The following is a 13,562-nucleotide window of genomic DNA, read 5'->3' on the forward strand; positions in this document are numbered from 1 at the left end:
TCGTTTTTCCGAGCACCCGTCCGATCCGGTACGTCAACAAGGAGGCGCAGTGCTTCACCGTCACCACCGCCATCACCCCGCCGAGGAGGCGCCGTTGCCGTTCGACCCGCACCCGATGACGCCGCCCTGCCCGGTTCTCCGCACGGCCACCTCCGGGAGGCCGGCGTGAGTGCGTCCGATCCCTTCTCATGCCCGGTCGACGTGATGGTGCTGCTGCACCGCAGCGACGGCCGCGTACTGCTCCTCCGCCGGCCGAACGACCTCTACGACGCCGGCGCCCTCACCCCGCCGGCCGGGCCGCTGCAGCCGGGGGAACCGGTCACCGACCGCGCCGTCCGCGAGGTCCACCGGCAGGCCGGAGTCGCCGTCGACCCCGGCGCCCTGGAGTTCTGCCACCTCGTCCACCACCGCACCCCCGCCGGCACGGGACGGCTCGGCGTGGTGTTCACCGCCCAGCACTGGAGCGGCCGGCCGCGCCTTACGAAGGCAGGCGTCCCCGCCGGGGTGGTGTGGGCCGAACCCGCGCGGCCGCCCGCGGGCTGCTCCCCCTACGCGGCCTCGGTGCTCTCGCAGTTCAGCACCGGTGCGCTGCTGTCCACGCACGGCTGGACCACCACGACGGGAGGCACAGCGTGAAGCGCAGCGCCGGCAAGACGGTCACGGCTCCCGAAGCATCGAAAACACCGGAAATGTCGGAAACATCGCAGGCATCCGAAGCGGGAGGGGGATCGGAATCGGAGCGGCTGCTGTTCGGCGGGCCGCTGGTGTACGACGCGCGGTGGGCCGAGCACGACCGTGCGTACTTCGCAATGTCGCTGTGGGGAATGGCCCTGCAGCTGCCGCGCCTGGTGGCCTTCACCGCGCGGCTGGCCTGGCGCGCCGAGCGACGGGCCCTGTGGACCGTCGGCGCCGCTGAACTGACCCGCGGAATCAGCCAGGCCATCAGCCTGATCGCCGTCAACAGCGTACTGGCCACCGTCCTCGCCGACGGTACGATCCAGGACCGCGTCCGGGCAGCGATCCCGGCCATGATCGGCGTCGCCGTCACCGGCATCGTCGGCGCCCTGGCGACGGCGGCCTCCACCGCCGGCACGGGCCGGCTGGAGCCGAAGGTCGAGCGGGTCGCCACCGAGATGTACCTGACGCACGTGGCCAAGGTGGAGCTGTCGGCGATCGAGGACGCCGACTTCCACCGCCTGATGGACTCGGCGCAGTACGGGGCCGGTGCGGCGCGACGCATGGTCAACGCCTGCACCGGGGTCGTCGGCTCCCTGGTGAGCTTCGTCGCCGCCGCCGGCGTGCTCACCGTGCTGCATCCGGCGCTGCTCCCCCTGCTGGTCCTGATGACCTTGCCCCGCTCCTGGGCGTCGCTGAAGAACGCGCGCACGCGGTACGCCAGTTACCTCCAGTGGATGCAGCACTCGCGGGCCGGGCGGCTGCTGAGCCAGACCCTCATGCGCACCGATCCGGCTCCCGAGATCCGCGTGCACGGCATCGGCCCGTTCCTCCTCCAGCACTTCCGCGGCATGTCGGAGGCGTCCGAGGACGAGCAGTCCCGTCTGGCCGCGGACGCGGCCCGCATCCGCCTGGTCGCCTCCGCCCTCACCGGCGTCGCCGCGGCCCTGACCTACACGGCGCTCGGCGCACTCCTCGCCACGGGGCTGATGGCCCTGTCGGTCGCGGGCACCGCCGTGCTGGCCGTCCGCACCGGCGGGCAGAGCCTGTCCACCCTGGTCCTGCAGGTCAACAACCTCTATGAGGAAGCCTGCTACGTCCAGGACCTGGAACGCCTCTTCCGGGAGGCCGCCCAGCACGCGGTTCCCGTCGGCGGGGCGCCCGTGCCGGAAGACCTGTCAGTGATCCGCTTCGAGAACGTCACCTTCCACTACCCCGCCGACGGCAACCGCGACGGCGACGGCCCCACAGCCGATCGTCCGGAGCACACGCCCGAGGCGAAGCGGCCGGCACTGAAGGAGGTGACCCTGGACATCCCCGTGGGAAAGATCGTGGCGCTCGTCGGCGAGAACGGCAGCGGCAAGACCACCGTCTCCAAGCTGCTCGCCGGCCTGTACCAGCCGGACGGGGGCCGCGTCCTGTGGGGCGGCATCGACGTCCGCGAGCTGGACCGCGGGCAGTTGTGGTCGAGGATCGGCATGGTCAGCCAGGACTTCCACCGGTGGCCGTTCACCTGTCGCATGAACGTCGCCATCGGCCAGCCGCAACGTCCGGTGGACCAGCGGGCGCTGGAGGAGGCCGCCGTGTACGCGGGGGCGGAGAAGCTGGTGGGCGAGCTGCCGCGGGGCTGGGACACGCTGCTGACGAAGGGGTACAAGGGCGGGCACCAGATCTCCGGCGGCCAGTGGCAGCGCCTGGGGATCGCACGCGCCCGCTACCGCGACGCCGAGGTCCTCGTCGTGGACGAGCCCACGTCAGCCCTTGACGCGAAGGCGGAGCTGGAGGTGTTCGACCAGATCCGCAAGCTCGCCGACGGCGGGCAGACCGTCGTCCTGATCACCCATCGCCTCGCGTCCGTCCGGCACGCCGACCTCGTCCACGTCCTGGAGAACGGCGAACTGCGCGAGAGCGGCACCTTCGAGGAGCTGCTGAACATCCCCGACGGCGTGTTCCGCGGCCTGTTCGAGATGCAGCGCGCCCAGTTCCACAACGTCCCGCGACTCCCCGGCCAGCGCCCACCGGCCGACAGGACGAACGAGACACGGTGAGCAGCACCCCGGTGCGAGAGTGGGTGATTGCCGTAAAGGTGACGCACCACAATTAATCCGTCACCCTTCCCATGGTCGGCAGTTAAGTCGAGGTGAAAGTACGCCGGTCATACGTGCACCGGCGCCAACTGGAGGGGAATCCTGTGAGCTTCGTTCAGCGGATCGCTGCCGCCGCCACGCTCGTCGTCACCACGCTCGGGTTCGGCTGCGGAAGCGCCTCGGCCGCTTCGGGCCATGGCGACGGTGTCACGAACATCTACTGCAACAACCCGTACAACGCCAGCCTGGTCGACGCCTCCGGCGGAACCGCAGTGGTGAAGCAGGCCCAGGATCTCCTCGGCGTCGGCGTGGGAGGCGACGGGACGGGCGGCACCGGCGCCGGGGGCAGCGGCTCGGGAGGCAACGCCTCCAGCGGTGACGCCAGTGGCGGCGGGGCCGGGGCCGGCGGTGGCGGCAGCGTCTTCGGCGGGGGCAGCCCCAACGCCGAAGGCGGCAACGGCACCAGTGGTCCCGCTGCGGGCGGACCCGGTGCGGGCGGTGTGGGCACCGGAGGCCCGGGCAGCGGTGGCTCGGGCGCGAGCAGCGGCGCCCAGCACCAGGGGGCCACTGCCAACGGCGGCAAGGGCGGCAGTGCGGACCTCTCCAACGTCCAGCAGGCCAACCACAACCGTTGCGGACAGAGCACGGACGCCGATGTCAGCACCACGGTCGACAAGAGCACCGCGATCGACAACAGCCGGTCGGTCGACAAGTCGGTCAGGACGAGCAAGCTGCGGTACGACCTCGTCGGCCGTCCGCGGCAGCACTGAGCCCGGCTGACGGGCCGATAGCGGGGCCCCGGGCCCTGGGGCCTTCCGCCGTCGCGCCATGCGACGGCGGAAGGCCCCACAGCTGTCCACGGGGTTCAGGCCCCGCAGATCGCCTTGCTGCAGGGGCCTGTTACGGGGCCATCTCGTAGGCTCCGGACAGCGCCTCGACACGTTCCCACACGCGGGCCGAGCGGGCCTCGTCGACGACCGGGCGCCGGACCGCACCGAGTGCCCAGCTCTGCTGCTGCTCGGTGGCGGAGTCCTTGCCGTGCAGTTCGACGGCGTAGGAGGAGAAGTCGCGGACCAGGACGGCGAACAGCTCGTCGAGCACGTCCTCCTCGACTCCCGTCAGGGCGGCCTGCTCCAGGATCAGCTGGCCGTGCACGACCAGGGCGAAGAGCTGGCCGACGGCCAGGAGGAGGTCGAGGTCGCGGCTCTGCTCCTCGCCGGGGGCGGCGGTGGTGACGAACGCGCACAGTGCGTCGGCCTGCTCGCGGAAGCGGCCGATGTTGGGCACGTGGGCGTAGGCGTCGTAGGCGCCGCGCCAGTCGTGGAAGCGGATGGAGCCCAGGCCCCGGGCCGGTCCCTGCTGGAAGAGGAACGCGTCGTCGGCCGCGTCGAGGCGGGTCGGCACGGGCGCGTACTCGGCGGGGTTCAGCAGGTGGTTGCCCATGAACTTGAGGATCAGCGCGAGGTTGACGTGGACCGTGCCCTCCAGCTTCGGCAGGCCGCGGATCTCGGTGGCGGCCTGGGCGAAGTAGGTGTCCTTCTCGAAGCCCTTGGCCGCGATGACGTCCCACATGAGGTCGATGACCTTCTCGCCCTCGGTCGTCACCTTCATCTTCGTCATGGGGTTGAAGAGGAGGTAGCGGCGGTCGTCGGGGCCGGCGGTGCGGAAGTAGTCGACGGCGCGGTCGCTGAACAGCTTCATGCCGACGAGGCGGACGTACGCGTCGGTCAGCTCGCGGCGTACGTGCGGGAAGGCGGTGACGGGGCGGCCGTAGAGGATGCGGTTGTGCGCGTGGGTGACGGCCTCGTACATCGCGTGCTCGCAGATGCCGATCGAGGCGGTGCACAGGTTGAACTTGCCGACGTTGACGGTGTTCAGGGCGGCGTCGAAGGCCGCGCGTCCGGTGTGCAGGACGTCTTCGGGGGCGACCGGGTAGTCGTCGAGGCGGAATTCGCTGACGTACTTGGAGGAGTCGACCACGTTCTTCACGAGGTGGTACGCCTCGTGGCGGCTGTCGGCGGCGAAGAAGACGTAGCCGTCGGGGCCCTCGACGTCGGTGCGGCGGCCGAAGACGGAGACGAGTCCGGCGGCGTTGCCGTTGCCGATGTAGTACTTGGATCCGGTGGCGCGGAAGCCGCCGTCGCCGGTGGGCTCCAGCAGCATGTCGGTCGAGTAGATGTCGGCGCCGTGGGTCTTCTCCGACAGGCCGAAGGCGAACACCTCGCCCTGGGAGAGCAGCTCGGCCGCGCGGGTGCGGGCGGCGGCGTTGTCGCTCTGCCAGACGGGGCCGAGGCCGAGGATGGTGACCTGCCAGGCGTACCAGTAGTCGAGCCCGTAGAAGCCGAATATCTCGTTGAGGGCGGCGATGCGGGCGGTGTCCCAGCGCTTGTCCGCCTGGCCGGCGGCGGCCGCGGCGGGCGTGAGGAACGTGGCGAACAGCCCCTCCTTGGCGGAGAACTCCAGGAAGTCCGCCAGCCAGGCGCGGGAGCGGTAGTCCTCGATCAGCTTGCGCTTGCCGCGGGTCTCGAACCAGTCGACGGTGGCGCGCAGCAGCCTGCGGGTCTCGGCGTCGAAGTGCGCCGGGTCGTAGGTGCGCGGGTTGAAGAGAAGCGGGTCGGCCATGACTGTCCGCCTTTCCGGCTCGGAGTCGGGGGGTGAACGGGGTTTCGGTGGTCGAAGAAGTGCGGGGAGGGCGGGCCGCTCCCGGTGCGGAGGGCTCCGGGGTCCCCGGGGGACGGCGGAGCGGTCCGCTCCGGGGGTCAGCGCTCGGGATGCCCGGGGCGCTCGGCGGCCCGTGTCCGCCCGGTCTGTGCCTCGCGGATCCGGTGGAGGGTGGCGAGCACGTCGTCGAGCCAGGCGAGCGTCATCCGTTCGTACGCGATGCCGCCGCGCAGTACGACGTGCTGCAGCTCCTGCATGGTGTCGAGCGGCTCGGGGGCGTCGGGCCCGGTGAAGTCGCGCAGCTCGCCGGCGAGGTAGTGCGCCAGCCGTTCGGAGTGCGTCCGCTGGTACCGCTCGACCTGGCGCATCAGCTCGGACGGATCGTCGAAGGCGGCGCCCCGGATCTTGACGGCGAGGTCGTGCCGGACGCTTTCCGGTTCGATCGGCTCGTGCAGCCACCGGGAGAGGGCGGCCTGCCCCGGAGCGGCAACGGAATAGCGCTTCTTGTCCGGTCTGCCCTGCTGTGGTACCTCACGGGCCTCGACCCAGCCGTCGCTCTCCATGCGCTTGAGAACGCGGTAGATCTGCTGGTGGGTAGCGGTCCAGAAGTACCCGATGGACCGGTCGAACCGCCGGGCCAGCTCGTATCCGGAGCCCGGCTTCTCCAGCAGAGAGACGAGGATCGCGTGCTCAAGCGCCATACGCCGGATCCTGCTATGCAACTCGTTGCATAGACAAGCGGTCGCGGCCGGGTGAGACGCGGGTCACGTGGGGCGCTTCCGCGCGGTGACATAGCTGAACGGCGCGCTGACCCCGGCACTGTGGTGGCCGGCCGCCGCGAGAGCCAGTGCCAGGCGCTTGCGTGGTGCGAGGCCCAGGCCGGCGGTGGCATGCAGTGCCCCGAGTGCGAATTCGTCCCCGCACCCCACGGCTGCGTATCCGTCGGCGGGCTCGGCTATCTGGTAGTCGTCGTGGACGGTGAACAGCCGGCCCTGTATGCCCACGAGGAACGTCCCGGCCTGCTCCTGCTCGGAGTCCTTGCGCGCCCACCCGCCGTCCGTGAGGCACTTGCGCAGCCTGTCGACGAAGACCGTGGTCATGAACCGGTCCAAGTCACCCTTCGGCTTGGGCGCCTTGAACGCGTGGTGCAGCAGCTGCCCCATGCGGAAACTGGTGGTGAAGCCCATGGCGTAGGGACCGTTGCGGAAGATCTTCGGATCGCGCCGGACGGTGATTCTGAGGCCGGAGACGCCTGCCGAGTCCCCGCCCAGGTGCACCCGCCCGTCGTGGACGAGCCCGACGATCACGGTCATGGTCCCCTCCTCCGCTGTACCACCCTCTCGATACTGCGCACGGCGAAACGGGCGGAAACCGAGTGGGGGCGGGAAGTGGGGGCCCGGTCCGTCCCAGCCGGCGGGTGGGCGGGTGCCTGCCGAGTCACCCGGTCGGCGGTGCCGCGTGGCGGTGGTGCTGTGAGAGGCCCACGATGACGGATGGGCGTGGGTGGGAGGCGAACGCGGCCGTACCGACGTCGGGGGCTGCCCGGAGCCGAAGGAGTTCGGACATGTCCCCACGTCGGCGCCACCTCGCCGTCTTCATAGCCGCCGCTGCCGTGACGGCCGGCGCCGGCCTGTGGGCCGCGGCCACCGTGGGGGCGATCCCCCACGTCCTGCCGGTCCCCGAGGTCACCTTGAGCCAGGCCAGTGCGGATCTCTGCCTGACCGATGCCGCGGCCAAGGCCCTCAAGGCCAACGGCCTGTCCCTCACCGCCGAGGCGCCCGCCGGCGTCATCGACAAGGGCGGCAGGGAGTGCGTGCACGTTCCCACCAAGGACGGCCGCCTTGCGACGGATTTCAGCACCGGCACCGTCACGTTCGACGGGTCGTTCGGGTTCGCCCGACCGTCGACGGGCAAACGCGTGCTGCTGAGCGACCTGACGGCCGACCTCACCAGCCGCAACATCGCCGGCACCGCGGCCGGTTTCCGTTCCGGTTTCGGGTCCGGGTCGGGTTTCGGTTTCGGCTCCGGGTCGGCCGGCCTGGCCGAGCCGAAGGAGCTGTTGAGCTTCACCCTCGATCTCACGAAGACGAAGATCGACCTGTCCCACGGCACCATGACGGGCACCGGCACGATCAGCCTGCTCGGCGCTGCGCACAGCATGGTCAAGGACGCCCTGGGTGCGGACCCCCTGCCCGGGCCGGCTCCGGTCTTCGACGCCACGGCCGGCGGTTCCGTGGCCGATTCCGTGGTCGATGCTCTTCTCCAGTCGCAGCCGCACCACGGGCACGCCCTGCCGGTACGTCGCCGATAGGCGGGAATCAGCCGCTGGAGTGGACGAAACGCCACAGCACAGGGCACCCGCCCCGGGACGGGGGAACAAGATCCAGCCACCCGCTGTTCGAAACGATCATGACAACGACATCCCAGTGGGTAGCAGGTTTCCGCTCCGCCGTCCTCAGCCCGTACGAGGACTACCAGCTCTTTCCGTCACGGAGCTTCACCGACCAGACCGTACGTCAGGTCCTGCGCCTGAACGGCGGCGGCGAAGCCGTCCGCATACGCCTGAGCAACAGGTTCGGCAAGGAGCCGCTGACCGTCGGGGCCGCGCGTCTGGCACGGCGCACCGAGGGGCACGGCATCGACGCGCAGACGTCCGTCACGCTCACCTTCGGCGGGGAGAGCGGGTTCACCCTCGCGGCCGGGGAGGAGGCCGTGAGCGATCCGGTGGTGGGCGACGTGTCCGCCGGTGACGAGCTCGCCCTCAGCCTCTACTTCCCGCACGACACCGGGCTCGCGACCTTCTCCGTGATCGCGTCCGAGACCGGCTTCGCCGCCCCGGGCGACGTGACCGCGGCCCCCGCCCTGGACGGCGCCGAGGAGTTGCTGCTCTCCCGGTACTTCGTCTCCGGCATCGACGTCCTCGCCCCCGAGGGCACGGCGGTCGCCGTGGCGTTCGGCGACTCGTGGATGGAGGGGGCGGGCACCACCCCCGGTGCCGACGCCCGCTTCCCCGACCAGCTCAACCGTCGTCTGGAGCGCGGCTGGGTGGTCAACCAGGGCATCTCCGGGAACCGGCTGCTGACCGACGAGATCGGCGAGCACGCCCTCGCCCGTCTGCAGCGCGATGCCGTCGACGTGCCCGGCGTCACCCACGTGCTGTTCCACTTCGGCCTCAACGACCTCGGCAGTCCCGGCTCCATCGACCCGGCCTCCCCCCGGCCACTGCCCACGGTCGAGCAGCTCATCGACGGATACACCGAGCTGGCCCGCAGAGTGCACGAGGCCGGCCTCACCGTCATCGCCCACACGATCGGCCCCTACGCGGGAACGGTCTACGAGGGGTACGACTCCGAGGAGGGCCGGGCCGTCCGCCGCAAGGTCAACGAGTGGATCCGCACGGCCGACGTCTTCGATGCCGTGACGGACGTCGCAGCGGCCGTCGAGGACCCGGCCGACCCGGAGCGGATCCTCCCGGCCTACGACTGCGGCGACCACCTGCACCTCAACGACGCAGGGACGAAGGCGATGGCTGCGGCGGTCGATCTGTCGCACCTGAAGCTCTAGCCGAGTTCGAGCACCGCCTTGCCGTGGAGCCGGCGGCCGAGCAGGGCCTCGGCTGCTTCGGCTGCCTTTTCCCAGCTCCCCCGCCAGGAGATCTGCGGGTCGAGGTCACCGGCGGCGACCCGGGCGGAGAGCCAGGTGAGGTCGGGGCCCAGACCGGTGCAGGCCGTCAGGAAGAACGTGACGATCGACCGGTCGTGGCGCCCCTGGTCGCCGAAGAAGGCGCCGAACGGAAAGACCTCGTCCTCACCCGACGCGTGCCCCACGGCCACGAGCGTGCCCCCCTCGCCCAGCTTCTCGTAGGCGTCGACGAGCCGGCGGCCGCCCACCAGCTCCACGATGCCGTCCACCGGTGCGCCGAGCGCCGCGGGCCCGGCGATCACTTCGTGGGCGCCGAGGGCGCGCAGGCCCTCACCGTGTGCCGCGGGGTCCGCGGCGCAGGCGACGACGTGCGCGCCGCCGAGCCGGGCGAGCTGGACCGCGTACCGCCCGACGCCGCCGGTTGCCCCCGTGATCAGTACCCGCCTGCCGAGGATCGGGCCCAGACGGTGCAGGGCGCGCAGGGCGCTGGCGGCCGCGACGGGGACCGTGCTGATCGCTCCGGCGTCGGCGCCCGCGGGGACCGTGCCGATCATGCCGGTGTCCACGGCACGGAGTTCGGCCCAGGCCCCGTCCGGGGCCAGTGTCACCACCGGGGTGCCCACGGCAGGGCCCGAGCCGTCCGCTGCGGCCTGCACCACGACGCCGGCCGCGTCCCAGCCGAGCACGGCTCCGTCGGGCGCGTTCTCCAGGCCGTACTTGACCTCGCCGTGGTTGAACGACGTCGCGGCCACCCGGATCAGGGCCTGGTGGGGCGCCGGCACGGGGTCGGGCACCTGTCCCAGGCGCAGTCCGGCGGGAACGGAGCGGTCGACGAGCAGAGCGCGCATGACGGTGGACCTTTCGGCAGGGCGGAGTGACGCTTCGGCGGACGTGCCGGAAACAGTTATGCCACTGAGTGGCATAAGTTCACAAGTGGCATTCACGCCTGTGGGGCCCTTGCAGGTACGCTGCCGCCATGCCTGACGCCGAGACCGGGACCACGACCGGAGCCACGACCGGGGCCGCGACCGATGCGGAGCGGCTGCCGCTGCGCGAGCGCAAGAAACTGCGCACCCGTCAGGCGCTGATCGATACGGCCCTGGAGCGGTTCACCGAGCACGGCTTCGACGGCACCACCCTCGACGAGCTCTGCGACGCCGTGGACGTCTCCAAGCGCACGTTCTTCCGCAATTTCACGAGCAAGGAAGACGTGGCCATGGCGCCGACCCAGGACTTCTGGACGGCCTTCGTCGACGGCCTCGAAACCCGGGCGCCGGACAGCCCCACGCTCCTGGAAATGCTGCAGGACACGCTGCTGGAGACCCTGGAACGGATGCCGGCCGACGGCTGGGCCCGTCGTGTCCTGCTCAGCCGCCGGCTCGCGGAGAAGACACCCTCGATGGATGCGCACGGCCTCCACTTCTGCGACCGCACCACCCGTGCCGCGCTGGCCGTCCTGCACCGCAGGTTCGACCTCGGCGGCGCGGCGGACCTGCGCGCGCGGCTCGCGCTGGATGTCCTGATCGCCGCGTTCCACCGCGCGCTGGACATCTGGACGGCGCGGCCGGGCACCCCCACGCGCGCCGCCCTCGCAGCCGACCTGCGCACGGCGTTCGCCGCCGTTCCCGGCAGCCTGACGCTCACCGTGACCCCGCGGAAGGCCGGCTGACGCAACGGCCGGCCGGGCCCGGCGGAATCGGCGGCTACCCGGCGCGCGCCCCGGGCACCTCCCCCACGACCGTGGCCATCCGGGCCAGGGCCTCGGCGTCCCTGCTGCCCTCGTCGGCACTGAACACGTGCACGACCAGGCCCACCTCACCGGGCGCCGTCGGCACGTGCAGCGCCTCGTGGTCCAGGTGCAGCAGCCCGGCCACCGGGTGCCGCAGCCGCTTGCGCCCCGCTGTGCACATCACGACCTCGCCCGTGGCCCAGATCCTCCGGAACTCCGGGCTGTGCCCGGACAGTTCGTTGATGAGCCCGGCCAGTTCCGCATCGTCGGGGTAACGCCCCGCGGAGACCCGCAGCTGGCCCACGGCCTCCACCGCCCTGTCCTCCCACTCGGGGAAGACCTCCCGGCAGGCGGGGTCGAGGAAGAGGTACCGGGCCTGGTTCCGGTCGCGGCGACCGGGCTCGGCCAGGCCGCCCATCAGTTCGGCGCCCAGAACGTTCCAGGCCACCACGTCGAGGCGATGGTCCGTTGCGAAGGCCGGGAGGTCGGCCATGGCGTCCATGACGCGCTGCAGCAGGGGGCTCACCCGGGCCCTGGGCGCGGGGCCGCCCCGGGAGCAGGCCAGGGTGGTGAGGTGCCTGCGCTCCGCCGCGTCGAGCCCGAGTGCCCCGGCGAGGGCGTCGAGCACCTCGACCGACGGCTGGGTGGCCCTGCCCTGTTCGAGGCGGACGTAGTAGTCCACGCTGATGCCTGCCAGCTGGGCCAGCTCCTCCCGGCGCAGCCCGCGCACCCGTCGGCGACGGCTGCCGGCCAGCCCGACGTGCTCGGGTGCGACGCGCTCCCGGCGGGCGCGCAGAAAACCGCCGAGCGCCCGCCGCGGATCGCCGAGCCCGTCGATGCGTTTGTCCGCACTGCCTGTGCGCTCCATGTGGTCCACGCTGTTCATGCGTTCAAGTATGGGTGGCCCTCGCAGTACCAGGATCGCCGATCCGTTGGTTGAACAGGGTGCTGGCTGCTCCGCCGCGGTCGCGGGAACGTAGCCGCATGATGGAAACCACACCGCAGCAGAAGAAGATCCTCGTCGTCAGCGCCCACCCCGAACCCCTTTCTCTCAACGCCTCTCTCACCGCCTTCGCCGTAGAGCACTTGCGCGCGGCCGGTCACGAGGTACGGGTGTCCGACCTCTACGCGATGAAGTGGAAGGCGACGGTGGACGCCGACGACTTCCCCGACCACGCCGGGGACCGGCGACTGCAGGTGATGGGCGCCTCGGAGCGCGCCACGCTGGCGGGGCGGCTGTCGCCGGACATAGCGGCGGAGCAGGAGAAGGTGCGCTGGTCCGACGCGGTGGTCCTGCAGTTCCCCCTGTGGTGGTTCTCGGCGCCCGCGATCCTGAAGGGCTGGATCGACCGGGTGTTCACCAGCGGCTTCGGCTACGGCCCGGAGGTCCCGCCGCCCTACAGCGAGGGCGCCCTGGCGGGGCGGCGGGCGCTGGTGTCGGTGACGGCCGGCTCCCGCGCGTCGGCGTTCTCCGACCGGGGCATCCACGGGCGGCTGGAGGACGTCCTCCACCCGCTCCAGCACGGCTTGTTCTGGTTCACCGGCATGGAGCCTCTCGAACCGTTCGCGGTCCACGGAGCGCACGACCTGCCGGAGGAGGGGTTCGCGGCGGCGAAGCAGGCGTACGGGCGACGGCTCGACGGGCTCTTCACGGACGAGCCGGTACCGTTCCGCTCGCTCGTCGGTGGCGACTACGACCACGACATGCGCCTGCTGCCGGGCGTGGAGGTACCGGGGGCGGGCGGACTGGACCTGCACGTCCGCCCGCGGGGCTGAGCGGGATCAGGCCGGCAGTACGGCCTCGACGGCAGCGGTGACCTCGGGGGCGTCGGGCTCGGTGCGCGGGCTGAACCGGGCGGCGACGGCGCCGTCGGGGGCGATGAGGAACTTCTCGAAGTTCCAGCGGATGTCGCCACTGTGGCCTTCGGCGTCCGGCGTGCCGACGAGTTCGGCATACAGGGGGTGACGGTACTCGCCGTTGACGTCCGTCTTCTCGGTCATGGGGAAGGTGACGCCGTAGGTGGCCGAGCAGAAGGCGGCGATCTCCTCATGGGTGCCGGGCTCCTGCCCCATGAACTGGTTGCAGGGGACGCCCAGGACCGTGAATCCGCGCGCGGCGTACTGCTGGTGGAGCTTCTCCAGACCGGCGTACTGCGGGGTCAGCCCGCATCGGGAAGCGACGTTGACGACCAGGACGGCCGTGCCCTTGTACTGGGCGAGGTTCGCGGGGCCGCCGTTGAGGGCGTCGATTTCCACATCGTGGAGGGACATGTCGCTCCTTGCGTTTCGGTTGGTACGGCTGCTGTACCGGTGTACCGGAATTCCGGTCGATTGTCGCCGATCAGGCCGGCGGCGCAGCCACGGCCCGGGCGCGGACCAGGAGGACGACGGGCAAGGCGGTCAGCGGGTGGTGTTTGAGGACCGAGGCGACGCCGAAGGCGAGCCCCAGGGTGCCGAGAACCAATGTGGGCCGACGGGGCCCCTGGGAACGGCGAACGCTGCGGCCGGGAGCCCCGTGGCTCCCGGCCGCAGTCGGCTGTCGATCGGCTGTCAGTCGGCGTCCGTGGTGACCTGGAGTGCGGCCAGGGCCTCCAGGCGTGGCCCCTCGGCCGCGCGGGAGACGTCGGTGAACTCGGCCGGCAATTCGATGTCCCTGCTGCGCTGACCCGCATCCGGTGCGAAGGTCACCGGAGGAGCGTCGTCGGCGTACGCGGCCAGGGCCACTACGCGCCCACTGCTGTCATGCGTGACGAAGGCTCGCATTTCCC

Annotated in this window: 15 protein-coding genes; 7 read left to right on the forward strand and 8 right to left on the reverse strand. The window is 71.4% G+C overall.

The window, feature by feature from the left end; all coding sequences use genetic code 11:
- The first annotated feature begins 165 nt into the window (after window positions 1–165).
- The 3 genes from IE182_RS32140 to IE182_RS20495 all read left to right on the forward strand — a co-directional run bounded on the left by IE182_RS32140 (window position 166) and on the right by IE182_RS20495 (window position 3,532).
- Complete coding sequence (locus tag IE182_RS32140; RefSeq protein WP_229844973.1) at window positions 166–636, forward strand: NUDIX domain-containing protein; 471 nt, start codon at window positions 166–168, stop codon at window positions 634–636.
- A 53-nt stretch (window positions 637–689) separates the two neighbouring features.
- Window positions 690–2,723, forward strand: a complete 2,034-nt coding sequence (locus IE182_RS20490; RefSeq protein ID WP_229844974.1) for an ABC transporter ATP-binding protein — start codon at window positions 690–692, stop codon at window positions 2,721–2,723.
- A 143-nt stretch (window positions 2,724–2,866) separates the two neighbouring features.
- Window positions 2,867–3,532 (forward strand): hypothetical protein, encoded by a 666-nt coding sequence (locus IE182_RS20495; RefSeq protein WP_190111339.1) that lies wholly within the window; start codon window positions 2,867–2,869, stop codon window positions 3,530–3,532.
- A 130-nt stretch (window positions 3,533–3,662) separates the two neighbouring features.
- Here IE182_RS20495 and IE182_RS20500 read toward each other — a convergent pair whose 3' ends face one another.
- The 3 genes from IE182_RS20500 to IE182_RS20510 form a co-directional block, all read right to left on the reverse strand.
- Window positions 3,663–5,384, reverse strand: coding sequence for an acyl-CoA dehydrogenase family protein (locus tag IE182_RS20500; RefSeq protein ID WP_190111340.1), 1,722 nt, complete (start codon window positions 5,382–5,384; stop codon window positions 3,663–3,665).
- A gap of 137 nt (window positions 5,385–5,521) precedes the next feature.
- Window positions 5,522–6,124 carry a PadR family transcriptional regulator gene (locus IE182_RS20505; protein WP_190111341.1) on the reverse strand — a complete coding sequence of 201 codons (603 nt, stop codon included), beginning with the start codon at window positions 6,122–6,124 and terminating at the stop codon, window positions 5,522–5,524.
- A gap of 63 nt (window positions 6,125–6,187) precedes the next feature.
- Window positions 6,188–6,736, reverse strand: coding sequence for a hypothetical protein (locus IE182_RS20510; protein ID WP_190111342.1), 549 nt, complete (start codon window positions 6,734–6,736; stop codon window positions 6,188–6,190).
- A 251-nt stretch (window positions 6,737–6,987) separates the two neighbouring features.
- Here IE182_RS20510 and IE182_RS20515 point away from each other — a divergent pair, with 251 nt between their 5' ends.
- Entirely contained in the window at window positions 6,988–7,734 is a 747-nt protein-coding gene (locus tag IE182_RS20515; protein WP_190111343.1) for a hypothetical protein, read from the forward strand.
- Window positions 7,735–7,832: 98 nt separating this feature from the next.
- A complete protein-coding gene (locus tag IE182_RS20520; RefSeq protein ID WP_190111344.1) occupies window positions 7,833–8,987 on the forward strand; it encodes an SGNH/GDSL hydrolase family protein in 1,155 nt (384 codons plus the stop codon).
- Here IE182_RS20520 and IE182_RS20525 read toward each other — a convergent pair.
- Window positions 8,984–9,913 (reverse strand): zinc-binding dehydrogenase, encoded by a 930-nt coding sequence (locus IE182_RS20525; RefSeq protein ID WP_190111345.1) that lies wholly within the window; start codon window positions 9,911–9,913, stop codon window positions 8,984–8,986. The two genes, IE182_RS20520 and IE182_RS20525, sit on opposite strands and share 4 nt — an antisense overlap.
- A 128-nt stretch (window positions 9,914–10,041) precedes the next feature.
- Between IE182_RS20525 and IE182_RS20530 the strand changes: the two genes are divergently transcribed.
- Window positions 10,042–10,734 carry a TetR/AcrR family transcriptional regulator gene (locus tag IE182_RS20530; protein WP_190111346.1) on the forward strand — a complete coding sequence of 231 codons (693 nt, stop codon included), beginning with the start codon at window positions 10,042–10,044 and terminating at the stop codon, window positions 10,732–10,734.
- Window positions 10,735–10,768: 34 nt separating this feature from the next.
- Here IE182_RS20530 and IE182_RS20535 read toward each other — a convergent pair whose 3' ends face one another.
- Window positions 10,769–11,680, reverse strand: coding sequence for a helix-turn-helix transcriptional regulator (locus tag IE182_RS20535; RefSeq protein WP_190111347.1), 912 nt, complete (start codon window positions 11,678–11,680; stop codon window positions 10,769–10,771).
- A gap of 98 nt (window positions 11,681–11,778) precedes the next feature.
- Here IE182_RS20535 and IE182_RS20540 point away from each other — a divergent pair, with 98 nt between their 5' ends.
- Complete coding sequence (locus IE182_RS20540) at window positions 11,779–12,570, forward strand: NAD(P)H-dependent oxidoreductase (RefSeq protein WP_190111348.1); 792 nt, start codon at window positions 11,779–11,781, stop codon at window positions 12,568–12,570.
- Between the two features lie 6 nt (window positions 12,571–12,576).
- Here the strand turns inward: IE182_RS20540 and IE182_RS20545 are convergent, their stop codons facing one another.
- The 3 genes from IE182_RS20545 to IE182_RS20550 form a co-directional block, all read right to left on the reverse strand.
- On the reverse strand, window positions 12,577–13,065 hold the full coding sequence (locus IE182_RS20545) for a glutathione peroxidase (protein ID WP_190111349.1): 489 nt from the start codon (window positions 13,063–13,065) through the stop codon (window positions 12,577–12,579).
- A 70-nt stretch (window positions 13,066–13,135) separates the two neighbouring features.
- Complete coding sequence (locus IE182_RS32510; protein WP_268249631.1) at window positions 13,136–13,258, reverse strand: hypothetical protein; 123 nt, start codon at window positions 13,256–13,258, stop codon at window positions 13,136–13,138.
- 86 nt (window positions 13,259–13,344) lie between these two features.
- A complete protein-coding gene (locus tag IE182_RS20550; RefSeq protein WP_190111350.1) occupies window positions 13,345–13,557 on the reverse strand; it encodes a hypothetical protein in 213 nt (70 codons plus the stop codon).
- Window positions 13,558–13,562 lie beyond the last annotated feature (5 nt).

The sequence above is a fragment of the Streptomyces cinnamoneus genome (assembly GCF_014650495.1).
Classification (GTDB): Bacteria; Actinomycetota; Actinomycetes; order Streptomycetales; family Streptomycetaceae; genus Streptomyces; species Streptomyces cinnamoneus.

Bases quoted from the DNA above. Each gene is read 5' to 3' on its own strand.
- IE182_RS20535 (WP_190111347.1), bottom strand. From the start codon at position 11,680: ATGAACAGCGTGGACCACATGGAGCGCACAGGCAGTGCGGACAAACGC.
- IE182_RS20510 (WP_190111342.1), bottom strand. From the start codon at position 6,736: ATGACCGTGATCGTCGGGCTCGTCCACGACGGGCGGGTGCACCTGGGC.
- IE182_RS20520 (WP_190111344.1), top strand. From the start codon at position 7,833: ATGACAACGACATCCCAGTGGGTAGCAGGTTTCCGCTCCGCCGTCCTC.
- IE182_RS20525 (WP_190111345.1), bottom strand. From the start codon at position 9,913: ATGCGCGCTCTGCTCGTCGACCGCTCCGTTCCCGCCGGACTGCGCCTG.
- IE182_RS20545 (WP_190111349.1), bottom strand. From the start codon at position 13,065: ATGTCCCTCCACGATGTGGAAATCGACGCCCTCAACGGCGGCCCCGCG.
- IE182_RS20550 (WP_190111350.1), bottom strand. From the start codon at position 13,557: ATGCGAGCCTTCGTCACGCATGACAGCAGTGGGCGCGTAGTGGCCCTG.
- IE182_RS20500 (WP_190111340.1), bottom strand. From the start codon at position 5,384: ATGGCCGACCCGCTTCTCTTCAACCCGCGCACCTACGACCCGGCGCAC.
- IE182_RS20490 (WP_229844974.1), top strand. From the start codon at position 690: ATGTCGGAAACATCGCAGGCATCCGAAGCGGGAGGGGGATCGGAATCG.
- IE182_RS20505 (WP_190111341.1), bottom strand. From the start codon at position 6,124: ATGGCGCTTGAGCACGCGATCCTCGTCTCTCTGCTGGAGAAGCCGGGC.
- IE182_RS20515 (WP_190111343.1), top strand. From the start codon at position 6,988: ATGTCCCCACGTCGGCGCCACCTCGCCGTCTTCATAGCCGCCGCTGCC.
- IE182_RS20540 (WP_190111348.1), top strand. From the start codon at position 11,779: ATGATGGAAACCACACCGCAGCAGAAGAAGATCCTCGTCGTCAGCGCC.
- IE182_RS20530 (WP_190111346.1), top strand. From the start codon at position 10,042: ATGCCTGACGCCGAGACCGGGACCACGACCGGAGCCACGACCGGGGCC.